Source organism: Arthrobacter sp. NPDC057013 (assembly GCF_042674585.1).
In the GTDB taxonomy this organism is placed as follows: domain Bacteria; phylum Actinomycetota; class Actinomycetes; order Actinomycetales; family Micrococcaceae; genus Arthrobacter.
On sequence record NZ_JBHUSE010000014.1, the window covers coordinates 1 to 23,192 of the forward strand.

Annotated in this window: 19 protein-coding genes and 1 pseudogene; 5 read left to right on the plus strand and 15 right to left on the minus strand. The window is 66.5% G+C overall.

What is annotated here, in order from left to right; translation table 11 throughout:
• The first annotated feature begins 339 nt into the window (after window positions 1-339).
• The 4 genes from ACFTSA_RS16605 (at window position 340) to ACFTSA_RS16620 (ending at window position 5,339) form a co-directional block, all read left to right on the plus strand.
• The gene (locus ACFTSA_RS16605; protein ID WP_377952678.1) at window positions 340-2,826 is read left to right on the plus strand and encodes an EAL domain-containing protein; all 2,487 of its coding nucleotides are present in this window, start codon (window positions 340-342) and stop codon (window positions 2,824-2,826) included.
• 109 nt (window positions 2,827-2,935) lie between these two features.
• Window positions 2,936-3,487 (plus strand): DM13 domain-containing protein, encoded by a 552-nt coding sequence (locus ACFTSA_RS16610; RefSeq protein WP_377952680.1) that lies wholly within the window; start codon window positions 2,936-2,938, stop codon window positions 3,485-3,487.
• Window positions 3,488-3,813: 326 nt separating this feature from the next.
• The gene (locus tag ACFTSA_RS16615; protein ID WP_377952681.1) at window positions 3,814-4,122 is read left to right on the plus strand and encodes a hypothetical protein; all 309 of its coding nucleotides are present in this window, start codon (window positions 3,814-3,816) and stop codon (window positions 4,120-4,122) included.
• Window positions 4,123-4,244: 122 nt separating this feature from the next.
• Window positions 4,245-5,339, plus strand: a complete 1,095-nt coding sequence (locus tag ACFTSA_RS16620; protein ID WP_377922966.1) for a type I restriction endonuclease — start codon at window positions 4,245-4,247, stop codon at window positions 5,337-5,339.
• Window positions 5,340-5,484: 145 nt separating this feature from the next.
• Here the strand turns inward: ACFTSA_RS16620 and ACFTSA_RS16625 are convergent.
• Window positions 5,485-5,934, minus strand: a pseudogene (locus ACFTSA_RS16625) (IS30 family transposase); the annotation flags it as partial.
• Window positions 5,935-6,170: 236 nt separating this feature from the next.
• Here ACFTSA_RS16625 and ACFTSA_RS16630 point away from each other — a divergent pair.
• On the plus strand, window positions 6,171-7,373 hold the full coding sequence (locus ACFTSA_RS16630; RefSeq protein WP_377952682.1) for an IS110 family transposase: 1,203 nt from the start codon (window positions 6,171-6,173) through the stop codon (window positions 7,371-7,373).
• On the opposite strand, the gene ACFTSA_RS16635 is transcribed toward ACFTSA_RS16630, so the two are convergent.
• The 14 genes from ACFTSA_RS16635 to ACFTSA_RS16700 form a co-directional block, all read right to left on the minus strand.
• Window positions 7,361-8,125, minus strand: coding sequence for an IS30 family transposase (locus ACFTSA_RS16635; RefSeq protein WP_377952683.1), 765 nt, complete (start codon window positions 8,123-8,125; stop codon window positions 7,361-7,363). The genes ACFTSA_RS16630 and ACFTSA_RS16635 overlap by 13 nt on opposite strands.
• 144 nt (window positions 8,126-8,269) lie before the next feature.
• Window positions 8,270-9,220: a sugar kinase gene (locus ACFTSA_RS16640; protein ID WP_377952684.1), complete on the minus strand. Its 951-nt coding sequence runs from the start codon at window positions 9,218-9,220 to the stop codon at window positions 8,270-8,272.
• Between the two features lie 14 nt (window positions 9,221-9,234).
• Entirely contained in the window at window positions 9,235-9,921 is a 687-nt protein-coding gene (locus ACFTSA_RS16645) for a bifunctional 4-hydroxy-2-oxoglutarate aldolase/2-dehydro-3-deoxy-phosphogluconate aldolase (protein ID WP_377952685.1), read from the minus strand.
• A gap of 114 nt (window positions 9,922-10,035) precedes the next feature.
• On the minus strand, window positions 10,036-11,427 hold the full coding sequence (locus tag ACFTSA_RS16650) for an MFS transporter (RefSeq protein WP_377952686.1): 1,392 nt from the start codon (window positions 11,425-11,427) through the stop codon (window positions 10,036-10,038).
• Window positions 11,428-11,509: 82 nt separating this feature from the next.
• Window positions 11,510-12,577 carry an alcohol dehydrogenase catalytic domain-containing protein gene (locus ACFTSA_RS16655; RefSeq protein WP_377952687.1) on the minus strand — a complete coding sequence of 356 codons (1,068 nt, stop codon included), beginning with the start codon at window positions 12,575-12,577 and terminating at the stop codon, window positions 11,510-11,512.
• Window positions 12,574-14,097 (minus strand): mannitol dehydrogenase family protein, encoded by a 1,524-nt coding sequence (locus ACFTSA_RS16660; RefSeq protein ID WP_377952688.1) that lies wholly within the window; start codon window positions 14,095-14,097, stop codon window positions 12,574-12,576. The genes ACFTSA_RS16655 and ACFTSA_RS16660 overlap by 4 nt, the downstream gene beginning before the upstream one ends.
• A 3-nt stretch (window positions 14,098-14,100) precedes the next feature.
• The gene (manD, locus tag ACFTSA_RS16665) at window positions 14,101-15,318 is read right to left on the minus strand and encodes a D-mannonate dehydratase ManD (RefSeq protein ID WP_377952689.1); all 1,218 of its coding nucleotides are present in this window, start codon (window positions 15,316-15,318) and stop codon (window positions 14,101-14,103) included.
• Window positions 15,315-16,295: a 2-hydroxyacid dehydrogenase gene (locus ACFTSA_RS16670; protein WP_377952690.1), complete on the minus strand. Its 981-nt coding sequence runs from the start codon at window positions 16,293-16,295 to the stop codon at window positions 15,315-15,317. Before ACFTSA_RS16670 ends, manD begins: the two co-directional genes overlap by 4 nt.
• A gap of 2 nt (window positions 16,296-16,297) precedes the next feature.
• Window positions 16,298-17,287, minus strand: a complete 990-nt coding sequence (locus ACFTSA_RS16675; RefSeq protein ID WP_377952691.1) for a LacI family DNA-binding transcriptional regulator — start codon at window positions 17,285-17,287, stop codon at window positions 16,298-16,300.
• Between the two features lie 195 nt (window positions 17,288-17,482).
• Window positions 17,483-19,135, minus strand: a complete 1,653-nt coding sequence (locus ACFTSA_RS16680) for an FAD-dependent oxidoreductase (protein WP_377952692.1) — start codon at window positions 19,133-19,135, stop codon at window positions 17,483-17,485.
• The gene (locus tag ACFTSA_RS16685) at window positions 19,132-20,217 is read right to left on the minus strand and encodes an alcohol dehydrogenase catalytic domain-containing protein (RefSeq protein WP_377952693.1); all 1,086 of its coding nucleotides are present in this window, start codon (window positions 20,215-20,217) and stop codon (window positions 19,132-19,134) included. The genes ACFTSA_RS16680 and ACFTSA_RS16685 overlap by 4 nt, the downstream gene beginning before the upstream one ends.
• Before the next feature lie 9 nt (window positions 20,218-20,226).
• Entirely contained in the window at window positions 20,227-20,535 is a 309-nt protein-coding gene (locus ACFTSA_RS16690; protein ID WP_377952694.1) for a YciI family protein, read from the minus strand.
• 177 nt (window positions 20,536-20,712) lie between these two features.
• Window positions 20,713-21,609, minus strand: a complete 897-nt coding sequence (locus ACFTSA_RS16695; RefSeq protein ID WP_377952695.1) for a LysR family transcriptional regulator — start codon at window positions 21,607-21,609, stop codon at window positions 20,713-20,715.
• 173 nt (window positions 21,610-21,782) lie between these two features.
• Complete coding sequence (locus tag ACFTSA_RS16700) at window positions 21,783-23,111, minus strand: MFS transporter (protein ID WP_377952696.1); 1,329 nt, start codon at window positions 23,109-23,111, stop codon at window positions 21,783-21,785.
• Between the last annotated feature and the right edge of the window lie 81 nt (window positions 23,112-23,192).

Sequence of the window (23,192 nt, forward strand, 5' to 3'; positions counted from 1 at the left end):
CGGCGGGAGGTCCCGCCGTCGTCCGCTTCCTTTTGTGCGTTATTGGCTAGCCGCAGAGCCTTGGTGCCACAGCCCGAGGGCGAACTCGGCGATCACTGTGGACAGCAGGAATGGTGCGGTGACCACTGACCTTCCGGTGCGGTCCGCGATGGGCTCCGCATGATCCGTTTCGCGGAGGCGGACGCCGCCACGTAGCGGAAAGCCTTGCAGGAACCCCGTCCTGCTGATTTACTTCGTGCACGGTTCCCTAAGCAAACGGGTCCACGTCTTAGTGTGCTGCCAGTTGGGGGAGCACCTGTCGGAGGGGTTATGGCTGGGGAACATCGCGACGATTTAGTCATGCAATCGCTGTTGCTTGACGAGATCGGCCAGTCGGTCATCGGCATGGACGGCGACTGGCGCATCACGTACTGGAACCGCGCGTCGGAGCGCCTGTACGGACTGGGCCCGGACAAGGCGCTGGGGCTGAGGATCAGCGACCTCGGCATTGTGGACGGCGCCAAGGAGCGGGGCCAGGCTGCCACGGACCTGGAAATTGCACACCGAATCGCCCGTGGCGGGGACTGGGCCGGTGAGCTGTGGGTTCGCCACAGCACCGGCCGGGAGTTTCCGGTCCACGTGACAGTCAGCCGGATCAGGGGCCGGCATACCGTGCCCGTGGCAGTCGTCGCGATTTCAAAGGACATCACAGACCGCAAGCACACCGAGGCCATCCTGCGCCGGCTCTCGGCCATGGTCGAATCCTCCGGCGATGCCATCATCGGCGCTGACCTCACCGGCAAGATCACCAGCTGGAACGCGGGGGCGGCGAGGATGCTCGGCTGGAGCTCCTGGGAGGCCGTGGGACACAGCCACGGGCTGGTGACCGCCGACGACGGCGCCTACTTTGGCACGGACGTCACCTCCCAGCCGGGGAGCGGAGCGTTCGTTACCGGTGTGGAAGCCCGGTGGCGCTGCAAGGACGGGTCGGTGATCGACGTCGAACTGACTGTGTCCCCCGTCTATGACCAAGACGGCATCCGGGTGGGTGCGTCGGCCATTGCCAGGGACATCACGGAGATCCGGCGGCTGAAAGCCGCGGCCGAAGCGGAACGCGAACGCCTGCTTGCAGCCCAGGAGATGGCCCACGTCGGAAGCGTCGAGCATACGGTGGCCACCGGCGAGACGTGGCATTCGGAGGAATTCGACCGGATCCTGGGAATGCCCGCGGACGGCCCGAAGGACAGGGAAACCATCCTGGCGCGGACGCACCCCGAGGACCGGGACCGTGTCCGCGGCGTGTGGGCGAGCCTGGACCAGGGGCTTGCCTTCGCCGACTTCGAATACCGGATCATCCGGCCCACCGGCGAGCAGCGGTGGCTGCACTCACGCATCAGGAGCATGAAGAGCGCCGACGGCAAGCCCATTCGGTTCCTCGATACCGTCCTGGACATCACCGACCGGAAGAACGCGGAACAGATCCTGGAGTGGCAGGCCCGCCATGACGCCCTGACCGGCCTGCCGAACAGATACATGGTCACCGAGGTCCTGCAGGCGTTTCTGGACCGGGCCGCCCGCCCGGTGGTGATGTTCGTCGACGTCGACCGGTTCAAGCTGATCAATGACGGTATAGGCCACAGTGCCGGCGACAAGATTCTGGTGCAGCTGGGGGAACGGCTGAAGGCCTCCGTCAGGGGCTCCGACACCGTGGGCCGGTTTGGCGGCGACGAATTCGTGGTGATCTGCGAGAACCTGCAGATGCGCGGGGCGCAGGCCGTCGCCGAACGGATCCGGGCGGCGACCAGGAAGCCGTTCGACGTGGACGGCCGCCAGATCTACCTCAACGTCAGCGTGGGCATCGCGTTGGCCGAGGGTGAGGACACCGCGGAATCGATGCTGCAGGGTGCCGATGCCGCCATGTACCGGGCCAAATCTGCCGGCGGGGATTCGTCCGCGATCTATGACGTGCGCATGACAGGACGGGCCACCGGGCGCCTGGACCTCGAATCCGACCTGCGGCTGGCGCTGGAGCGCAATGAGCTGACGCTGAACTACCAGCCGATCATTGACCTTTCCACCGAGGGTGCCGTGGGCTTCGAGGCGCTGCTGCGATGGCACCACCACGAGCACGGTCCGATCATGCCCGACGCCTTCATCCCGATTGCCGAGGAAACGGGCCTGATCCTGCCGATCGGCACCTGGGTGCTCCGGGAGGCACTGCGCCAGGTGCAGCAGTGGCGCACGCAGGTCCCGGGGGCGGAAAACTTCACGGCTGCTGTCAACATCTCCGGCCGCCAGCTCGTGGCCAGCGACTTTCCCGACGTCGTGGAGGCGGCCATCCGCGACACCGGCATCGACCCCGCGGCGGTCCACCTGGAAATCACCGAAACCGTGCTCATGGACCAGCCGGACCTGCCCAAGGAAACGCTGCAGCGGCTGGCCCGCCTGGCAGTGGGCCTGTCCATCGACGACTTCGGCACCGGCTACTCATCGCTCAGCTACCTCAAGTGGCTCTCGGCCCGCACTCTCAAGATCGACCGCACCTTCGTCGAGGAGCTGGGAACCGACCCGCACGGGGCCACGATCATCGAGCTGGTCCTCGGCATGGCGGAGAGCCTGCGGCTGGACGTGGTGGCCGAAGGCGTGGAGACCGCCGTGCAGCTGAGCGAACTCCGCCGGCTGGGTGTGCGCCTCGCCCAGGGGTACCTCTGGAGCAAGCCGCTTCCTGCCGAACAGATCCCGGCCTGGCTGAAGTCCCACCCGGCGAAGCTCCCCGCTTCCGCCCAGGCCGCCGCGCGGATGGCCGCAGCCCTGACCGCGGGCGAGCCGATGCCCCGCGTTGGCTAACCCCCTCTTCCCTTCCGAGTTTTTGTCCAGATAATGGCCGCTAAATACCCCTCAAGTCGCGATACGTGGACAAAAACTCGCTGATTTCGATCGGGTGTAGATTTGCAGCATGCAGGCCCGCAACCGGAAGCGCCGCTGGCTGATCACCGCCGCTGTGGGCGGCGTCGTGCTGGTGCTGGGACTCGTGCTGTTCAAGCCGTGGCTTCTGTTTGTGGATGTGCGGGTGGACGAGCAGCTGCCCACAGCCGTGGCTTCGGCGTCGCGGGCGCCAGCCACCGCAACCGGGAAACCCTCTGCTGCGCCTGCGGGTCCGGTGCAACTTACGGAGGGTACGCTCATCAGCCACGAACACGCTACGGCAGGAACCGTCCGGATCATAGAGCAGCCCGGTGGCAAACGCGTTCTGACGCTGGAGAATCTCGACACCTCCAATGGCCCGGATGTGCACGTCTGGCTCAGTGCCGCGGACGTGGTCGAGGGAACGGCCGGATGGTTCACGGCGGGTTCCGCCGAGCACTTTGACCTCGGCATGATCAAGGGGAACCAAGGCAACCAGGTGTACGCGATCCCCGATGGCGTTGACCTCGCCGGATACAAGTCCGTGGATCTGTGGTGCGTCCAGTTCAGCGTGTCCTTCGGAGCGGCCCAGCTTGCCAGATGAGTCCGCCCGCTCCCACTTAGAGTTTTTGTCCAGATAATGGCCGCTGCAGGCACCCGAAGTCGCGATACGTGGACAAAAACTCCCTCATTTAGCCATCGACGGCGCGACCTCCCGTCGTCGTTCTCTTCTGTGGCTTGTGTCCAAATATTGGGAGCCACCCTCAACGTCTTCACAGATTATGGGGAGGATTTCCGCAGGATTGGCTGAAAGGCCCCTTTGAGCCACTCGTTCAAGGTACTTTTCACCTGGGGAATCGACGGCCGGCAATGCATGCTGGGGCGGTCGCTCCCGCAACAAGATAACCGCCCGCTTCGCGAAAGGCTCACATGTCTTACCCCAGCAACCAGCCGTACCAGTATCCGAACTATCCGAATGTGCAGCAGAATAACTCCCTTGAGTTCTTCCACGGCAGCAAATTCAAGGAAAAGTCCGTCATCTTCGGTGTCATCGGATTCTTCTTCCTCGGCATCGTGTTCGGACCGCTGGCAATTTCCAACGCGCGGAAAGCGGAAGCCTTGCACCACTCCGCGACCTTGGGCAAAGTTCTCGGCTGGATTGACACGATTGCGGGGGTGTTCTCGATACTGGTCTTCCTCCTGATTATTATTTCGGCTGCCTCCGGTTCGGGAAACTAGGCGTTCACAAGCCCGGATTCATCCGGTGGCTTGTATCTTGCTGCCCGTTGCAATAGCACATAGCTTTTACGCATATGCCATGCTCTTTTGCTGGACTTATGGAAGTGATCCTGGAGGGGACAATGGAGTTTGCTGAACGATTAACCGCGCTGGCAGCAAAAGTGCGACAGCAGAGGTCACAGATCGAGACGGAGGAGGCAACGAAGAACGCATTCGTGATGCCGTTCATCTCGACGATTCTTGGTTACGACGTTTTCAATCCCTTGGAGGTCGTGCCGGAATTTACAGCTGACGTCGGCGTGAAAAAGGGCGAAAAGATCGATTATGCCGTCATGCATGGCGGGACAGTGCAGATCCTCATCGAGTGCAAGAAATCCAAAGAGCCCTTGCGGATTGAGCACGCCTCCCAACTCTTCCGCTACTTCGCGGTCACGAATGCCCGTATCGCCATTCTGACCAATGGCGAGGTGTATCAGTTTTTTACTGACCTGGATGCGCCCAACCGCATGGACGCAAAGCCGTTCCTCGTCCTGGACCTCAATGAGGTTGACGAGACCCTCATTCCCGAGTTGATGAAGCTGTCCAAGGACGTGTTTGACCTTGAATCGATCATCAGCGCCGCGGGTGAACTGAAATACATCGGGGCAATCAAGCGAGTCATCGCGTCCGAGTTCAAGCAGCCTGAGGATGACTGGATCAAGTTCCTGACGGCAAAGGTCTATGAGGGACCGTACACACAGAAGGTCAGGGAGCAGTTCACGGGCCTGGTCACGAAGGCGACTAAGCAGTTCCTCAATGATCAAGTCAACGAACGGTTGAAGACTGCCTTAGGGGCTCCAAACTTCCCGATGGCAAGTGACCCTGAGATTGCGGCTACTGTCACCAGCGAGAAGTCGGCGGAGGACGACCTGATGGAGACCGGGATCGAAACCACGCTGGAAGAGCTGGAGGGATTCCATATCGTCCGGGCGATTGTGTGCGGTGATGTCAAACCTGCGAGGGTCGTGCAGCGCGACGCGAAGTCCTACTTTGCGGTTCTGCTCGATGACAACAACCGGAAGCCAATCGCCAGGTTGCATTTCAACCGCGTCCAGAAGTATTTGGGTGTGTTTGATGAAAGCAAGACCGAGACGCGTATCCCAATCAACTCCCTGGACGAGATCTACGAGCATGCAGACATTTTGCGAAGCAGCGTTCGTAGCTACCTGGAGTCATAAGGGGTAACGCAGGGCGCGACGCTAAACGCAAGAAGGACGACGGCGGATGGTTCCGCCGTCGTCCTTCTTGCGTTTGCTCGGAGTTTTTGTCTAGATAATCGTCGCTGGCGGCGGCAAAATCAACTGGTCGGTGCAACGCGGGGGTTTATGCCGCTTGTAGCAGCTGGTTGAGCCGGTTGGCTGGGGTATCGAGGTTCAGGGTCGGTCGGGGTCGGCGGTTGAGTTTGGCTGCGATGCGGTTGAGGTCATCGGGTGTGTGGGCGGAGAGGTCGGATCCTTTTTCGAACCAGAATCTCAGGAGCCGGTTGGTGTTTTCGTTGGTGCCGCGCTGCCAAGGTGAGTGCGGGTCGCAGAAGTAAAGGGTTGCGTCGAGGGCTGTTTGGATCCGGCCGTACTCGGCAAGTTCGGTGCCGCGGTCCCAGGTGATCGACCGCCGCAGGTGGTCCGGGAGCTTGCCCATCTCCCGGATCATCGCCGCAGCGACGGTGTCGGCGGTGTGGTCCCCGGGCAGGTGCAGCAGGATCGTGAACCGGGTTGAGCGTTCCACGAGGGTGCCGATCGCGGTCCCGTCGCAGCCGATGATCAGGTCCCCTTCCTTACGGTGTTGTTGTGGGTGATTTCGAAGCTGTCGTAGTGTTTCGATCACCCTCGGGTGGCGGGTATGGCACAGGTCTCCTAGCCGCTTGGACGGCTCACTGGGAATGGCCGCCCGCTGCCCGCCGATGACTCGACCGCTGATTGAGAATTACGACATTGATCGTTGGGTAAGGACGTGCCGGCGTAGTTATCGACAGGGCCACGAAAACTGAAGCTGATCGAAGGGGGAAAAGCATGCCGGCGGTTTGGGTGGGAATCGACTCGGGCAAGCGGGCTCATCATTGCGTGGTCATCGATCAGGCCGGGACGGTCCTGCTCTCGATGCGAGTTGAAAACGACGAGGGCGTTCTCCTCGAGCTGATCGCAAAGGTCGTCGAGATCGCGGCCGGCGGCGATGTCTGTTGGGCGACGGACCTGAACGCCGGCGGCGCCGCGCTGTTGATTGAGCTGCTGGGAGTCCACGCACAGAAGCTGCTCTATATCCCTGGACGGATCGTGCATCACGCCGCAGCCACGTACCGCGGAGATGGCAAGACCGACGCGAAGGACGCCAGGATCATCGCGGACCAGGCGCGGATGCGCACTGATCTGCAGCCCGTCCGGGCCGGAGACCAGATCAGCGTGGACCTGCGGCTCCTGACCGCCCGCCGCACCGATCTGATCTCCGACCGGGTCAGGACAATCAACCGGCTCCGTGCCACCTTGCTGGAGTACTTCCCGGCACTCGAGCGGGCGTTCGATTACTCAAAGAAAGCGCCCCTCATCCTTCTCGGTCGCTACCAAACCCCCGAGAGCATCCGGCGGATAGGACTGACCCGGCTCAGCAGCTGGCTGAAGAAACACGGCTGCCGGAACAGCGCCAAGATGGCCGAGAAAGCCCTGATAGCCGCGAACTCCCAACACACAGTCCTGCCAACGCAGACCACAGGCTCTGCCCTGGTCGTCCGGCTGACCGAGCAAATCAAGACTCTCGATGCAGAGATCGACGACGTCGATACCCAGATCACCGACTTGTTCCGGCAACACGACAGCGCCAATGTTCTGCTGAGCATGCCCGGTTTCGGACCCGTCCTTGCGGCGACTTTCCTCGCGAACATTGGCGGCAACCTGGACGCGTTCGACTCAGTCGACCGGCTCGCCAGCGTCGCGGGCCTGGCGCCGGTCCCACGTGACTCCGGACGAATCAGCGGGAACCTGCACCGACCACGTCGCTTCAACCGCAGACTCCTGCGAACCTGCTACCTCGCCGCCCTCTCCAGCCTAAAGAACAGCCCAGCCTCGCGAATCTACTACGACCGGAAACGCAGCGAGGGAAAGTCGCATAAGCAGGCCCTCATCGCCCTCGCCCGCCGCCGCATCAACGTCCTCTGGGCCATGCTCCGCGACCACACCCTCTACCAGGAACCAATGCCAAGAATTTTCGCTCAAGCAGCTTGACCGAAACATTGAGATTCCCAATGGCCCGGGACGGCCCGGTCCTGGACCTCGGCCGGGCGCTGACTGATCGTGAAGGCGTCCTTGTAGGGGCTGCTTTTGGCCCGGTCCGAGGTGTGCGGAACGCGTTGTTTTCGTTTGAGGCTGAGCTTTTCGGCCAGGTCTGCCCGCAGTTGCCCGCGGGTCTGGACGTACAGCGCCTGGTAGATCGTCTCGTGGCTCACCTGCATAGTCTGGTCATCGCCGAAGTAAAACGCCAACATCGCCGAGATCAGTTTGGGGCTCCACCCGTCGTCCATCCAGACGGTGATCAGGCGGCAGAGATCCTCGTCCTCGGCCAGCTTGAACGTCTTGGGCCGGCGCCTGGCCTGGTGCGCTTTCGCGTGCGCGACGGAGGCGTAGTACTCCCCGTCTTCGCCGGCGTTGCGCTTCACCTCCCGCCAGACCACCGACTTGTCCCGCCCGATCGCTTCGCCGATCTTGGCGTAACTCATGCCGAATCGCCTGCCCATCTGAATCATGCCCCGCTCCGTCGCGCTCAGCGCCCGCCCGCCCGGGCCCTCCGCGGACGGGGCAGGATCCGCCAGACCACCAGTGACCCCCAGATTCAACGTCATCTGACCAGACTGGGCCCACCACTTCTTCCCGGTACCGCGGGACGCTCCGACACGCCGGACAGCAGCGCTGACCGACAGGCCGGAGCACACCAAATCGAGGAAATCACCACGGGCATCGACAGGAAACAACTTGGGCATCACACGCTCCATCGATCAGAGCGTTGCTACGACCATATGACTTTGCCGGCCTTGAAGTCGCGACAAATGGACAAAAACTCCTGTCATCGGGTTCGAGGAAAGATCAGGTTCCAGGGAGGCGTCTCCGGAAAACGGAATTCCGGCTCAGCGGGAGACTGGCTCCTTTGCTACCAGGAGTGCCAGTTCGTGGCGGCGGGGGAAGCCTTCCCAGTCGCCGGGGACCAGGCAGGCGAAGGCGCCGGTTGCGGCGGCGGTGCGGAGGCGCTCGGCCGGCCCGCGGCCTTCCATGAGTTCGGCCAGGTAGCCCGCCACGAAGGCGTCGCCGGCGCCGACCGTGTCCACCGCAGAAACGGGCACTGCCGCCTGCCGGAACAAGAAACCGTCAACCAGCGCGAGTGCACCGTTCGCACCGAGCTTGATCACGGCCTGGCCCGGCCCGTGCTCAGCGATCCGACGGGCCAGCGCCTCCGGCTCACCGGGACCGACGGCGATCGCTGCCTCGTCCTCGCCGGCGAACACGATGTCCGCGAGCGGAATGATGTCACGGTAAACGCTGCCGGCCCCCTCGGCGGACCAGAGGTTGCCGCGGAAGTTTAGGTCGAACGACACCCGAACGCCGGCAGCCCGTGCCACGCCTAGGGCATGCCGCAGCGTCGCCTCCGCCTGAGCTGACAGCGCAGGCGTGATGCCGCTGACGTGCAGCAGCCCGGCTCCGGCAATTAGCGAGTCGTCGATGTCGGCCGGCGCAATCCGCGAACCCGCGCTCCCCGCACGGTAATAGCTGACGCGCTGCGCGTCCGGGGTCCGGCGCTCCTTGATCATCAGGCCGGTGGGGGCGGAAGGGTCGACGGCGACACGGACGTCCACACCCTCAGCCCGGATCTCGCGCTCAACGAGCTGTCCCAGGGAGTCCGCCCCCACGCGCCCGCACCAAACAGCTTGCACACCGAGGCGACGCAGGCCGATGGCCACGTTTGACTCGGAGCCCCCGATGCCCAGGCTCATGGTGGAGGCGTGCGCGAGCGGGCCTACCTGGTCGGCGCGCATCAGCGCCATGGTCTCACCGAACGTGAGGACGTACGGTGCCGGGTTCACTGGGTTGTCCGGGCTCACTTGGCGGCCCCCGGTTGCTCCGTGGTCCGGTCGATCAGCTCGCGGACCCGCCGGGCCCTGGCCGTGAGGTCCTGCAGGTCGCCACCCTTGAAGGCGTCGCCCAGGAGCGGCCCGCCAAGGCTGACGGCAAGGGCACCGGCCCTGATCCAGGCCGGCACGTCCTCGATGTTGACGCCGCCGGACGGGATCACCTCGATGTCCGGGAACGGGCCGCGCAGCTGTGAAACGTAGCCGGCGCCGACCGTGGACGCCGGGAAAATCTTGACGGCAGTGGCGCCCCGTTTCCAGCCGGCGTGCAGTTCCGTGGGGGTCAGGCCGCCCGGGTAGACCGGAACACCCCGGCGGACGCACGTTTCGATGACGCCGGGGTCCGTGACGGGGGTGACGATGTACGCCGCACCCAGGTCGAGGGCCCTCTCGGCTTCGGCTGCTTCGGTGACCGTTCCGATGCCGATCTCGAGGGAGTCCCCGAACCGCTCGCGGAGGAGGGGAAGCTCCTCCCAGACACCGGGCGTGCTGAGCGTGAGCTCGATGCTGAGCACACCGCCACGCTGGAGAGCCTCGATGACCGGCGGGTAGTCCGAGGCGTGCCTGGCCCGGAGGACGGCCACGGCCCGGGTCTCGCGGAGGACTGCGGAGGGTGCCGGCCGGGACGCCGTGCCGGGGGTTTCGAGGCGGAGCATGGGATTCCTTTGGAGTTGGCGGGCTTGCGGTGGAGGTGCTGCGAAGCGGCACTGCCAGTGCACGACGGCGGTGCGCGCCGCCGTCGTGCACTGGCACATTGGACGGGGCCGGGCTTACTTGGCGGTGCGGGCGGCGGCCAGCTCAGCCGCCACCGAAGGGTTGGCGACCACGCCGCCGGCGGGGCGGGCGTCCTCGGGGTCGGTCAGGTCGCGGTTGACGGTTTCCGGGGAGAGCCGCGTGGCAATGAAGCTGACAAGCATAGTGAGTGACATGTAGATGGCCACCGGGATCCAGGAGTTGCTGAAGAGGCCCAGCAGTCCGGCGCAGACCATCGGGGCGATGCCGCCGCCGATGATGGAGGAGAACTCGCGGCCCAGGGTGACGCCGGCGTAGCGGTAGCGGCTGCCGAAGATCTCGGGGAAGTAGCTCATGTGCACACCCACCACACCCTGGCAGGCCAGCATGAAGCCCACGATGATCACCAGCACGATGGCGACGGGGGAGCCCGTGGTCAGGAGCATGAAAGCGGGTGCCGGGAAGAGGATCAGCGCACCGGTGATGAGCGAGACGACGCGCCGCCGGCCGACTTTGTCGGACAGGATCCCGAAGGACACGGCGGCGACGCCGCCGCAAAGCGCACCGATGAGCAGCACTGGCGGGATGAACTTGGGATCGGTACCGACGACGGTGATCAGGTATGAGGCCATGAAGACCTGGATGGTGTAGGACTGCGTGCTGACGCCGAAGTTCATCAGGATGACGCGCAGGACGTTGGCCTTGCCGAACTTGGCGACCTCTCTGAGCGGTGCGGGCGGCTCGGTGCGGGCCTGCTTGATCTCTTCAAAGACGGGGGATTCATCGAGCTTGCGCCGGATGATCAGGGCGGCGACGGTGACGAAAATGCTGGAGAGGAAGACCAGACGCCAGCCCCAGGTGAGCATGTCGTTCGGAGCCAGGGACTGGGCGGCGATCCACACCAGGGCGCCGAGCGCGGTGCCGGCGGCGGCGCCGACCATGATCAGCGAGGCCAGCTTGCCGCGGGTGCCGGGGGCTGCGGATTCGGTGAGCAGCGTGGCGCCGCCGGACTGTTCCGCGCCGGCGCCGAAGCCCTGGGCGGCGCGGCACACGCACAGCAGGACCGGGGCGAACAAGCCGATCTGGTCGAAGGTGGGCAGCAGGCCGATGGCCAGCGTGGCGCCGCCCATCAGGAGCAGGGTGACCACGAGGATCCACTTCCGGCCGAGGCGGTCACCGAAGTGGGAGAAGAAGACGCCGCCGAGCGGGCGGAACAGGAAACCGACGGCGAAGGTGGTGAAGCTGGCGATCAGCGCAGCTGCGGGGGAGACATTGGGGAAGAATAGTTTGCTGAAGACGAGCGCCGAGGCGGTGCCGTAGATGACGAAGTCGTACAGCTCGAGGGTGGTGCCGATGAGGCCGGCGACGGCGGCCTTCCGGACTTTGCTCTGGTCGACGTCCCCCGGGGGGAGGTGCGCTGCTGTGGTCATTTCCAAACTCCTTTGAATGGATGTCACGCGGTGGCTGGGCCTGGGGCCACGACCGCCGGGTTCCCAGGCCGAGCTTGCGAGGCTAGGGGGCGGTTGGGGTGTAGGTGATGAGTACTTTGAGGTTGGTGGGGTCGGTCATGGGTGCCGTGAGGGCGGCCGCGGCGTCTTCGAGCGGGAAGGTGCTGGTGATGATGGACGGGAGGTCAACGACGCCGGTGGAGGCGAGCTCGATCGCCGTCGGGAACGCGTTGGCGTAGCGGAACGCGGTGACGAGGTCGATCTCGTAGCGCTGGAGAAAGCCGAGGGGGATGCCGTCCACGGTGGGCTTGGCCTGGCCGACGACGGTGGCGCGGGTTGCCGGCGCCAGGGTCTGGATGCCGTCTGCGAGGGCCTTCGTGTTGCCGGAGCATTCGATGAGCCGGTCCATGCCGGCCAGGTCCAGCGGCGTGGCTGCGGTGTTGATAGTGCAGGTGGCGCCGAACTTGGCGGCGACGGCGAGGCGGCTGTCGTTCACGTCAGTCACCACGATTTCGGCGGCGCCTTTGGCTGCTGCGACCTGGGCCACCAGCAGGCCAATGGGCCCGGCACCGGTGATCAGCACCCGGTGGCCCTTCCGGACCTGTGCCCGTTCCACGGCCCAGACGGCGACCGCCAGCGGCTCGATGGCCGCCCCGATTTCGGCCGGGATGGTGTCCGGCAGTTGGTGGACTGCGGTCTCGGGCACCACGACGTGGCGGGCGAACAGCCCGTCGGTGGGCGGGGATCCGAAGCAAGTTCCGGCCGGGCAGAGGTTGTAGCGCCCGGATAGGCACGTGGGGCACTCCCGGCAGGGCAGGGCCGGTTCAATGACGACGGCGGTGCCCGCGGCGACTTTTGCGGCCGGTCCGGCGGCGATGACGACGCCGGCGCCTTCGTGGCCCAGGACGGTGGGCTGGCGCAGCACGTTGGTGCCGTTGCGGCTGTCGGCGAAGTAGTGCATGTCGGAGCCGCAGATCCCGCCGGACCGCATCTCGACCAGCAGATCCTGCGGTCCGAGGGCGGGCAGCGGCCTGTGCTCGATGCGCAGGTCGCGGGCGCCGTGCAGCACCGCGGCCTGGGTGCCGGTGGGTAGCCCGGCGGTATTTGGTGCGGGGATGGCTTGGGTGGTCATGGCGTGCTCCGTGTGGTTTGGAGGGACGGGGCGTGTGTCAGGGAGGTGTTGGCTTCCGCGATGGCGGCCAGCGGTCCTGCCGAGTGGATGATGTCGATGAACTCGCCGGTGCGGGCGATGAACTCGTGGCGTTCGGCGAGTTCATCGCCGAGGAGGTGGTGGTCGCCGAGGACCTTGCGGGCGAGGTCTTGGCCCGAGCGGGATGCTGCGGCCAGCCCGGCCAGCAGACCGCGGGCGGGGTCCTCCATAGCGTGGGCCTGGGGGCCGGGGTCGAACCCGGGCAGCGGGGCGATGCATGCGAGATACGCGGCGGTGGTGAGGGCCAGCAGCTGTGGCGTCCGGCCGTCGTCGAGCATCTGCAGCGCCGGCAGCGGGATCCGCTGGCGGAGTTTGACGGACCCGTCGGAGCCCACCTGGCTGGTGCGGTGGCCGAGGGCCGTGTTGCGCCAGCGGGAGAAGAGTTGTTCCTCGTAGGCGTCCACGTCCACCCCCGACGGTACCGAGACGCTGGGCAGGTACTCGTTGCGCAGCACGGACCGGGCGGCGAGTTCGATGTTTGGGCGTGAGATGGAGCCGGGGATCGTGTCGGCGCCGGTGAGGGCTCCGAGGTAGGCGATGAGGGAGTGGGTGCCGTTGAGCAGGCGGACTTTCAGCTGCTCGTACCCGGCCACCTCGTCGGAGAACACGGCGCCGCCGGCTTCCCAGGCGGGGCGCCCGGCGACGAAGTTGTCCTCGACGATCCACATGGTGAACGGCTCGGCCGGGACCGGGATCCGGTCGCTGTACCCGCGCTGGGATGCGACGAGGCTGCGGTAGTGGTCGGTGGTGGCCGGCACAATCCGGTCCACCATGGAGGAGGGAAAGCTGGTGCGCGCGTCGATGAAGGCCAAGGCCTCGGCGGCTTCGGCGGGCGGGAGCAGGGAAGCGAATTCGCGGACCAGCCGCTGCGTGTGGTGGCCGTTGTCGGCGAGGTTGTCGCAGCTGAGGATGGTCACCGGTTCGCCGTGGCTTCGGGAGCGGTGTTGCAGGCCGCGGACGATCTGCCCGATCGGAGTCTGCGGCGTGCGGGGGTGGGCGAGGTCGTGCCGGATGGCCGGGTCCTGCAGGTTGAGGGAGCCGGTGGCGGGGGTGTAGTTGTAGCCATTCTCGGTGACAGTCAGGGACACGATGCGTATGCCGGCGTCGGCGATGGCCCTGACCACGCGGCCCGGATCGGCGGCCGCGGTGAAGGCGTCCGTGTGGACCCGCGGGACGGAGAACTTTGAGCCCTCGGGCGAAATTTCCACCACGGTGTAGAGCATGTCCTGGGCGTGCATCGCGTCCGGGATGGTGGCGGAGCGGCTGGCGACGCCGATGATGCCCCAGTCGCCGCCGTTCGCGGCGACGGCGGCGTCGGTGTACGCGGCCTGGTGGGCGCGGTGGAAGTTGCCGAGGCCCAGGTGGACGATGCCGGCGGCCGGTGCCGCAGCCCGGCGCAGGATGCCGGGGATGGCCGCGGACAGCGGGGGAGTGGAGGTCATGGGTTACCAGTCCTTCATGGAGCCGTCGAGCTCGCGGGCGATGGGCAGGTAGGCCTGTTTGTACGGGAACCGCGCGGCCGCTTCCTCGTCCACGTGCACGCCGAGGCCGGGCTCATCGCCGGGGTGGAGGTAGCCGTCCTCGAAGCGGAAGCTGGACCGGAAGACCGCGGACACCAGGGGGTCGTAGCCCATGTATTCCTGGATGGCGAAGTTGCTGGTGGCCAGGCCCAGGTGGAGCGAGGCGGAGAGGTTGATCGGCGAGACGTCGGAGGGGCCGTGCGGCGCGCCCTTGATCTGGTAAACCTCCGCCAGTGCGAGGATCTTGCGGACGTGGGAGATGCCCCCGGCATGGACGACGGCGGTGCGGATGAAGTCGATGAGGCGTTCGGTGATGAGGTGCTCGCAGTCCCAGACGGTGTTGAAGACCTCCCCGATGGCCAGCGGGACCGTGGTCTGCTGGCGCAGGGTGCGCAGCAGCCGCTGGTTCTCCGCCGGCGTGACGTCCTCCAGCCAGAACAGGTCCACGTCCTCGAGGGACCTGGCCAGCCGGGCGGCTTCAGTGGGGTTGAGCCGGTGGTGGACGTCGTGCAGGAGCTTGAGGTCCGGGCCCACATGCTCGCGCACCGCGGCGAGGACCTTCGGGGCATGGCGGAGGTAGGCGGAGGTGTCCCAGTCCTCTTCGACAGGACCCGCGCCACGGCCGGCCGGCTCGTAGCTGGCGGCACCCTTCGTGACGCCGTAGACCTTGTCCAGGCCCGGAACCCCGGACTGGGCGCGGACAGCACGGAAACCCTGCTCGCGGCGGCGGTCCACGGAGTCGAGCAGCTCGGGCAGGTCCCAGCCGGTGGCGTGGGTGTAGGTGAGGATCCTGTCCCGCGCGGCGCCGCCCAGCAGTTGGTAGACGGGAACGTCGAGTGCCTTGCCCTTGATGTCCCACAGGGCCAGGTCGATGGCGCCGATGGCGGCCATGGTCACCGGCCCGCGCCGCCAGTAGGCGCCCTTGTAGAAGTACTGCCATGTGTCCTCGATCCGGTCGGCGTCCCGGCCGAGCAGGGCGGGGGCGAGGTGGTCGCGGAGGTAGCTGGCCACGGAGAGTTCGCGGCCGTTGAGGGTGGCGTCGCCCCAGCCGACGATCCCGTCGTCGGTGGTGATCTTCAGGGTGACGAAGTTGCGGCTGGGGCTGGTGACGAGGACGTCGACGTCGACGATTTTTCGGGTCATCGGGAAATCACTACATTCTTCAGTGGCTGGTTCGCGGACAGGCGGGTGATGTTTTCGGCGATCTCGCGGGCACGGCCGCGGAAGGTTTCGGCGGTGACGCCGGAGGAGTGCGGGGTCATGATGACGTTGTCGAGCCGGCCGAACGGCAGGGCGGAGGGTTCGCCGCGGCCGTCGGGGCCCGGGTACTGGTACCAGACGTCGATGGCGGCGCCGGCGATCCGGCGCTCGCGGAGTGCGTCGTAGAGTGCCGTTTCATCGACGACGGGGCCGCGGGCCACGTTGACGATCTGCCCGTCGGGGCCGAGGTCGTCCAGTTCAGCCGCGCCGATCAGGGAGGTGGTTCCGGCGTCGAGCGGGATGCTGACCACCAGCACGTCGGATTCACTGAGGGCTTCGCCGAGGCGGTCCGTGGTGCCGGTCCAGCGCAGGCCGTGCTCGTCAGCCTTGACGGATCCGCTCCGGGTGATGGCAATGCCTTCCGCGCCGAAGGCCCTCAGAAGGTTCCAGGCGGCGCTGCCGATGTGGCCGAAGCCGAGGAAGGTCAGCACCGCGCCGCGCAGCGTTTCCGGCTGGCGGATGTCTGGGGAGTAGACCGAGGAGGACCAGACGCCGGTGCGCAGGGCGGCGTCCTGGCCAAGCAGGTTGCGGCGCAGCGCCACGAGCACGGTGGCGATGTGCTCGGCGATGGAGCCCTCATGGTGGAAGGTGTTGGCGCAGACGGCCCCGGCGGGAAGGGCGTCCGCGTCGATGCCGTCGTAGCCGGCGCCGGCCACGTGCACCAGCCGGAGGTTCCGTGCTTCGGCGCCCATGGCGGCGGTGAACTTCGGTCCGACGTAGACGTCGGCGTCCTTGAGGTCGGTCAGGACTGAGTGTTCGTTCCAGCTGTCGTGCCAGGAGGTGACGGTGCCTTCCGGCAGTGCCGCCTCGAAGGTGGCGCGCTGGGGCATCAGGTTGGCGTCTGCGATGACGATTCTCATGGTTACTTTCCCTGGAGGGTCTGGCTGGCGGTGCGAGAGGCGAAGGTGGAGCCGCGCACGATGAGCTGCGAGTTGAGGTGGACCGCCTCGGTGGCGGTGGGCTTGCCGGCGATCTGTTCGAGGAGGAGTTCGAGGGCGAGGGAGCCGCTGCGGCTGATGGGGACCCGCACAGAGGTAAGGCCGGGTTCTGCGGCCGCGGCGATGTCGAGGTCGTCGATGCCCACCACGCTGATGTCCTCGGGGCAGTGGTAGCCGAGCGTCCGGGCGCCGGCGAGCATGCCGATGGCGACGAGGTCGTTGTAGGCGATGACGGCGGTGGCGCCGCTGGCGACCACCGAGGCGGCGGCGGCCAGGCCGCCGTCGACCGTGGCGTTCTGGTTGCCCACGGTGACCAGTTCGATGCCCCACTCACCGCAGAGACGGGTGATGGCCTCGAGTCGCTGGCCGTTGGCCCAGGAGGAGGCCGGACCGGGGATGTAGGCGAGCTTGCGGTGGCCGAGGGCGTGGAGGTGCTCGACGGCCTGGCGGATTCCCTCGCCGGCCTCCATCAGCACGCGGGCCGCATGGTCCGCCTCGCCGTTGATCACGACGAGCGGCGCGTTGCCGGCCAGGTTGTGGATCTGCTCCGACGGCAGGCGCGGGGAGCAGAGGATGATGCCATCCACCCCCGTGGCGAAGGCGGCGAGGTGGTCGCGTTCGCGGGCGGAGGACTCGCCGGTGTCGGCCAGGACCATCCGGTGGCGGCCGTGCCAGGCCTGGTCCTGGATGGCCTTGATGAGAGCGGCAAACACGGCGTTGGAAATGTCCGGGACGACGACGCCGAACGTGCGGCTGCCGTTGAGGCCCGGGACGTCGTATCCGAGCTGGGCTGCGGCGTCCATGACCTTCTGCCGCGTCTCGGCGGCGAGCCTGCCGGGGTCACCGAACGCGCGTGACGCCGTGGCGAGCGAGACGCCTGCGAGCTTTGCGACGTCCGTAAGTTTTGCCGCCATCGGTCCTCCAGTAACTTCGTTGAAACCCTTCTCCTCAAGTATGGAAAGACTTGTACAAGATTGTCAAGAGTTTTCCATGAGTTGCATCACAGGGCTGGGCGGACGTACAGATGGTCTGGAGTTTTTGTCCAGATAATGGCCGCTAAACGCCTCCGAAGTCGCGGCAAATGGACAAAAACTCCATCAGTAGGCGGCTTAGGGGTTCGTTGCGAGGTGCTCGCCTACTGCGAAGGCACGGGTGATGGCCGAGCCGAGGGTTGCTCCACCGCCGGGGTAGTTGTTGCGGAAGACGCCCGCGGAGACGTTGCCCGCGGCGTACAGTCCCGGAATCGGCTGCCGGTGACGGTCCAGGACGCGGCCATGGAAGTCGGTGTCCAGGCCGCCGGAAGTTCCCAGCACTCCGGCGGAAATCCGGACCGCGTAAAACGGGGCCGAATTGAGCGGGGCCAGGCACGGATTGGGCGTGTTGGCGGCGTCGCCGAGGAAGCGGTCCTGCGGCGTCGCGCCGCGGTGGAAGTCCGGGTCCGCCCCCTTCAGGGCTCCCGCATTGAACCGGTCCACCGTGGCGGCCAGCCCGGCGGGATCTATCCCCACCTCGCCGGCCAGTTCCTCCAGCGAATCCGCGGCCGTCATCCACTCCGCCGGAGAGCCCGCGGGCGAGCCGGCCACCGGGTACTTCGCCAGGTATGCCGCGTCGAAGACGAGCCATGCGGGGTTGTTCTGCTGGCCGCCGGTGAGCGGGTCAACGGAGGCGAACACGCGGCAAGCGTCGTGATAGTTGAGCGCCTCATTCACGAACCGCTTCCCGGCAGAGTTCACGGTGATGGAGCCAGGCAGGGTCATCTCCACGTTCCCCATCCGGCCGGAGCGCACGCCGTCGTACTCGTGGGTGGTCTCCGAAATCACCGGAACTCCCCAGATGGCGGTCATGTCTGCCACCGCGGCGCCGGCCTTCAGCCCCAGCTCCAGGCCGTCGCCCTCGTTGGACGGGGCGCTGATGGGCGTCACCCGAAACGGCAGGAATGCCTGCCGAAGCCGCGGATTCCATTCAAAGCCGCCGGAGGCGAGGACGACGGCGGCGGCTGACACGGTCCTGCCGGATGCGGCGCCGCCGATGGCTACGGTCCACTTGTCCCCGTCGCGCGCCAGATCCTCGACCGGCGCCGAGACTGCGATCTCCACGCCGCGGTCCAGCGCGCTCGCCAGCAACGACCCCGCCAGCGCACCGCCCATGGTCCGCACGCCCGTGGCGGACCGCCGGGCCAGCAGTCCAGGATCCGGCGCCCGGCCGTTCAGCCGGTCGCGCTCGGTCATGGTCAGCAGGGGAAAGTACGACGACGGCCGGATCGCCTCCGCGAGGCCCGGAAACTCGGACGGGTCGAAGGCATCGTTGTCCAGGCCGCGTCCGCCGTCGGCCGCGCCTTGCCATTCCATGTGGTAGTCCGGGCGGGCGATCGGCGTCAGGGAAAGCCGGGTTTCGGCGTCGAGATAGGCGACGGCGCGCGGAGCAGTGCTGACGTACCACTCCACCTCCGCCGGGGTCATTGCGTGCCCGGCGGCCTCGGTGAGGTACGCGATTCCGTCCTCATGGGTGTCCCGATAACCGGCCTGCCGGGCGAGGTGGTTGTTGGGCGCCCACATCACGCCGCCTCCTGCGGCCGTGGTGCCGCCGAGCAGCGGCGCCTTCTCGGCCACGAGTACCCGGAGCCCGGCGTCGGCCGCCCGTATCGCCGCGACAAGGCCGGCCGCGCCGCTGCCTGCGACCACCACGTCGTAGGTGCCCGAGATGTTCCCGGCCGGGGTAAGCAGCGGGCTCGCCGCCGCGTTCACGCCGTCGCTTCCGCTCACGCCGTCGCTCCCGTTAGCGCGGCAGTTCCCGCCGGGCGGACGGACTGCGCGGCCGACATGTCCACCACAATCTTGCCCACCGGCTCGGTGCGGCTGCGCATCAGTTCGAAGGCCTGCTGCAGGTCCTCGAAGCGGACGCGGTGCGTCATCAGCGCGCGGGCCTGGGCCCGGTGCCGGGCCAGCAGTTCCAGCCCTGCCGGGATGAGGTTCAGGCTGTTCCGGCTGCCCAGTAGGTCGATCTCCTTGAACGGGACCGTGTTCATCGGAACAGACGCGGTCCGCGCGGAGATGCCCACCTGAACGATTCGCCCGGCGCTCGCCACCAGGCGCACGGCGTTCTCCAGCGAGGATGGAACACCCGTGGCTTCGATGACCAGTTCCGGCCCGGACGATTCAGTTAGCGCAGCCAGCCTGACGGCCTGGTCCGCGCCGGGAAACTCCGCGCCAGGAGAGAGCCGCAGCGTGTCCACTGCCCCGAACAGAGAAGCCAGCTCCAGCCGGTCCGGCTTGGTGTCGGCGCAGACCACCCTCACGCCCAGATCCGTCAGGTACAGCGTGGCCAGCAGCCCGATCGGACCGCTGCCGAGCACTAGGGCCGTTTCCCCGGAAACCGGCCGGCCGCGGTTCACCGCCTGCATAGCGATGGACGCCGGTTCTGCCATGGCAGCCAGATCCAGCTCAAGGCCATCGGGCACGGGGCACAGTTTCTCCACCGGCACGCTGATCAGTTCCACCAGCGCGCCGTCCGAATAGCAGCCGATGCAGCCAATGTTCTCGCAGACGTTGAACCGGCCCAGGCGGCACGGCCGGCACTGCCCGCAGTAGAGCATCGGGCTGACCGCAACGCGGTCACCGGCACGGATGCCGGCGCCGTTGCTTCCGATGGCCTCCACGATGCCGGAGAATTCATGTCCCTGGATGACGGGGAGCCCGGCCGGATAGTCGTCCTCCCAGATGTGCAGGTCGGTGCCGCACAGGGTGACGTTGTGGACGCGGACCAGGGCGTGGCCGGGCTCGAGGGCAGGCCCCGGAATGTCCTCGTACCTGATGGTCTCCTTGGCGGCGGTGCGCGCGATCAGCATCGGGAGCTCCTAGTTCCGGACGGTGCCGGCGGCTGCGTCGGCACCAAAGAAGACGTTCCACTGCCGGATGCTGCGCTGCTCCACGAGGCTGTTGCGGTAGAAGGGGTCCTGGTCCATGAGTTTTTCGGCATCGGCCTTCGAATCCGCCTCGATGATCAGCAGCGCTCCCGGCTCCTCCCCGGGCCCGAACGGACCGCTCTTCACCAGCGTGCCGTCGTCGAACAGCTCCTGCAGGAACTCCACGTGGCGGGGGCGGTGTTCGTCCCGTCCCGCGGAGCTGGCGGCGGAGTAGGCGTAGGTGACAGCGAATGTTCCCATGGGTGTTTCCTCATCGTTGAGTTGGTGGATGTTCCCTCCCATCGTGGCCACCGGGATTGTGCCGCGTCCAACACTTATTTGGTCTATGAGTATGTAAAGAAAACACATAGTGCACGACGGCGGGAGGCCGGGGCGGGTGCCTTGGCCGGCCTGGGTGCCGGGTCAGCGGATACCGGATCAACCAGCCGGCGTCGGGAGGACCTCCCCGGCGACGGCCAGGGCCAGTGCCAGGGCGGGGGAGATGCCGGCCGGATTCCAGGCGAGGCCGGACTCGAGCAGGGGCGCGGTGCCGGTCAGCGGGATGAAAACCGTTCCGCCGGGCATGATGCCGGCCACGGAAGCGGGCATCAGGCTTACCCCGACGCCGCCGGCCACCAGCGACAGCGCCGTGTAGGGGTCGGTGACCTCCTGGGCTACCCTCGGCCGGAACCCGGCAGCCGCGCAGGCCGCGAAGATGGCCTCGCGGAGGGTGGATCCCTGGGCGGCACGCATGGTGACAAAACCGTCGTCGGACAGTTCGGTGAGCCCGACCGCCGGCCGTTCGGCCAGCCGGTGGTCCACCGGCAGGGTGGCGCCCAGCTGTTCCAGGGCGATGGTGCGGGTGGACAGCAGGCCCGCATCCAGCGGCAGCCCGACGAAGGCCAGGTCCAGGGAACCATTGCGGAGCTGCTGCAGGGCATCCCGGGTCAGCAGCCCGCCGGTGAGGGTCAGGTCGAGGGCCGGGTAGCGGTGCCGGAGCGCGCGGGTCAACGGGGGGAGGGTCCGGTGGTTCAGCGCCCCGGAGAAGCCGATGCTGAGCCGGCCGTAGAACGTGCCCGGTTCGGTGACGGCGGAACGGCGGGCGAGATCAAGTTCGTCGATGATCCGGCGGGCGTGGGGAAGAAAGGCGACACCCGCCGTCGTCAGCGCCACCGAGCGGGTGTTGCGCTCAAACAGATCCGAGCCAAGCTCCTTCTCGAGCTTCCTGATGGTCTGGCTCAGCGGCGATTGGGCCATGCGGAGGCGGTGCGCTGCCCGGCCGAAGTGCAGTTCCTCCGCCACGGCGAGGAAAGCCTCGATCTGCCGAAGCTCCATGCTGTCCTCCTGCCGTCGTTTCGGACCGCGAAATCGCAGATAATGCCATCGGACCCGAGGATTGAGGGCATTATCTGCTGGTTCGCGCTCAGCTGTCTGGAGTTTTTGTACAGCTATTAGGCGCTAAGGCCCTCGGAAGTCGCGACAAATGGACGAAAACTCCAGCCGAAAAGTTACCGGACGGGGTTGCCCAACTGCCGCAGCGGGGTCTTGTGGGTTTCGCGGGCCCAGTACGCGCCGGCCACCGCCAGCAGGGATGACGCCGCAACGATCCAGGCGGCGGGGCCCCAGTTGGCCTTGTCGGCGCCCACCAGCGCGGTGCCCAGCAGCGGGGTAAAGCCGGCGCAGAGGATGCCGACCTGCAGGCCGATGGCCATGCCCGAGTAGCGGACCTTGACGTTGAACAGCTCGGAGAACCAGGCCGGGTAGATCGCGTTGGACATGGAGTACGTGCCGGCGGTGATCACGGTGCTGGCGAGGAAGATCATGGGGATGTTGCCGGTGGAGATGACGGAGAAGTATACGAAGATCATCAGCCCGGATCCCAGCACGCCGGCGATGAACACCGGGCGCCGGCCGAAGCGGTCAGACAGATGGGCCAGCAGCGGCTGGCTGAACATGGCGATGACGTTGCCCAGGATGCTTACCCACAGCATGGTGGACGCCGGGACGCCGACGGAGACGGCATAGGCCAGGCCGAACGACTGCATGAACGTGTTGGTGACAGTCTCGAAGGACATCAGGGCAACCTGGAAGAACTGCGCCGGGTGGGTCTTGAACATCTTGGCGAAGGGGAGCTTCACCAGTTCGCCGTGGTCGTGCTTTTCCTCGAAGACCTCGGGCTCCTCGAGGGAACGCCTGACCAGGTAGGCGACCACCAGCACCACGAGGGACAGCCAGAACGGGATGCGCCAGCCCCATGTGAGGCGGTCCCCCTCACTCATGGCGGCCACGGGGAGGAAGGCGAGCGAAGCCAGGACGATGCCGGCGGAGATGCCGCTCATGGCGAAGCTGGCGAAGAAGCCGCGGCGGCCCTCGGGAGCCTCCTCAGTGGAGAGGGCGGAGGCGCCTGCGGTTTCCGCGCCGGCGGAGAGGCCCTGCATGAGGCGCAGGAGCACCAGCAGGGCGGGCGCCCAGTAGCCGGCGGTGTTGAAGTCCGGCAGAGCGCCGATCAGGAACGTAGCCGATCCCATGAGCACCAGGGTCAGGACGAGGGTGTTCTTGCGGCCGATCTTGTCCCCAAGGTGGCCGAAGACGACGGCGCCGAAGGGGCGGGCCACGTAGGCCACGCCGAAGGTGGCAAACGAGGCGATGAGGGCGACGGTGGCGTCGCCCGCCGGAAAGAAGATCTTGGAGAAGACCAGGGACGCCGCGGTGGCATAGATGAAGAAGTCGTAGTACTCCAGCGCGCCGCCAAGGAAGGCGGCGAGGGCGGCCTTCTTGGCGCGCTTGAGCTGGTACTGCTTCGCCTCAGCGGTGGCATTGGGGGCGAGATCGGTCATTGCAGGGGTCCTTCCGCACTGAAAGACGGGGTCCGGATTTTTAGAATTGTGCGTATCGCGAACAGTCGTGCGATATGCGAC

Coding starts and splice junctions, on each gene's coding strand:
- ACFTSA_RS16605 (WP_377952678.1), top strand. CDS start 340: ATGCAATCGCTGTTGCTTGACGAGATCGGCCAGTCGGTCATCGGCATG.
- ACFTSA_RS16610 (WP_377952680.1), top strand. CDS start 2,936: ATGCAGGCCCGCAACCGGAAGCGCCGCTGGCTGATCACCGCCGCTGTG.
- ACFTSA_RS16615 (WP_377952681.1), top strand. CDS start 3,814: ATGTCTTACCCCAGCAACCAGCCGTACCAGTATCCGAACTATCCGAAT.
- ACFTSA_RS16620 (WP_377922966.1), top strand. CDS start 4,245: ATGGAGTTTGCTGAACGATTAACCGCGCTGGCAGCAAAAGTGCGACAG.
- ACFTSA_RS16630 (WP_377952682.1), top strand. CDS start 6,171: ATGCCGGCGGTTTGGGTGGGAATCGACTCGGGCAAGCGGGCTCATCAT.
- ACFTSA_RS16635 (WP_377952683.1), bottom strand. CDS start 8,125: ATGCCCAAGTTGTTTCCTGTCGATGCCCGTGGTGATTTCCTCGATTTG.
- ACFTSA_RS16645 (WP_377952685.1), bottom strand. CDS start 9,921: ATGCTCCGCCTCGAAACCCCCGGCACGGCGTCCCGGCCGGCACCCTCC.
- ACFTSA_RS16650 (WP_377952686.1), bottom strand. CDS start 11,427: ATGACCACAGCAGCGCACCTCCCCCCGGGGGACGTCGACCAGAGCAAA.
- ACFTSA_RS16655 (WP_377952687.1), bottom strand. CDS start 12,577: ATGACCACCCAAGCCATCCCCGCACCAAATACCGCCGGGCTACCCACC.
- ACFTSA_RS16660 (WP_377952688.1), bottom strand. CDS start 14,097: ATGACCTCCACTCCCCCGCTGTCCGCGGCCATCCCCGGCATCCTGCGC.
- manD (WP_377952689.1), bottom strand. CDS start 15,318: ATGACCCGAAAAATCGTCGACGTCGACGTCCTCGTCACCAGCCCCAGC.
- ACFTSA_RS16670 (WP_377952690.1), bottom strand. CDS start 16,295: ATGAGAATCGTCATCGCAGACGCCAACCTGATGCCCCAGCGCGCCACC.
- ACFTSA_RS16675 (WP_377952691.1), bottom strand. CDS start 17,287: ATGGCGGCAAAACTTACGGACGTCGCAAAGCTCGCAGGCGTCTCGCTC.
- ACFTSA_RS16685 (WP_377952693.1), bottom strand. CDS start 20,217: ATGCTGATCGCGCGCACCGCCGCCAAGGAGACCATCAGGTACGAGGAC.
- ACFTSA_RS16690 (WP_377952694.1), bottom strand. CDS start 20,535: ATGGGAACATTCGCTGTCACCTACGCCTACTCCGCCGCCAGCTCCGCG.
- ACFTSA_RS16695 (WP_377952695.1), bottom strand. CDS start 21,609: ATGGAGCTTCGGCAGATCGAGGCTTTCCTCGCCGTGGCGGAGGAACTG.
- ACFTSA_RS16700 (WP_377952696.1), bottom strand. CDS start 23,111: ATGACCGATCTCGCCCCCAATGCCACCGCTGAGGCGAAGCAGTACCAG.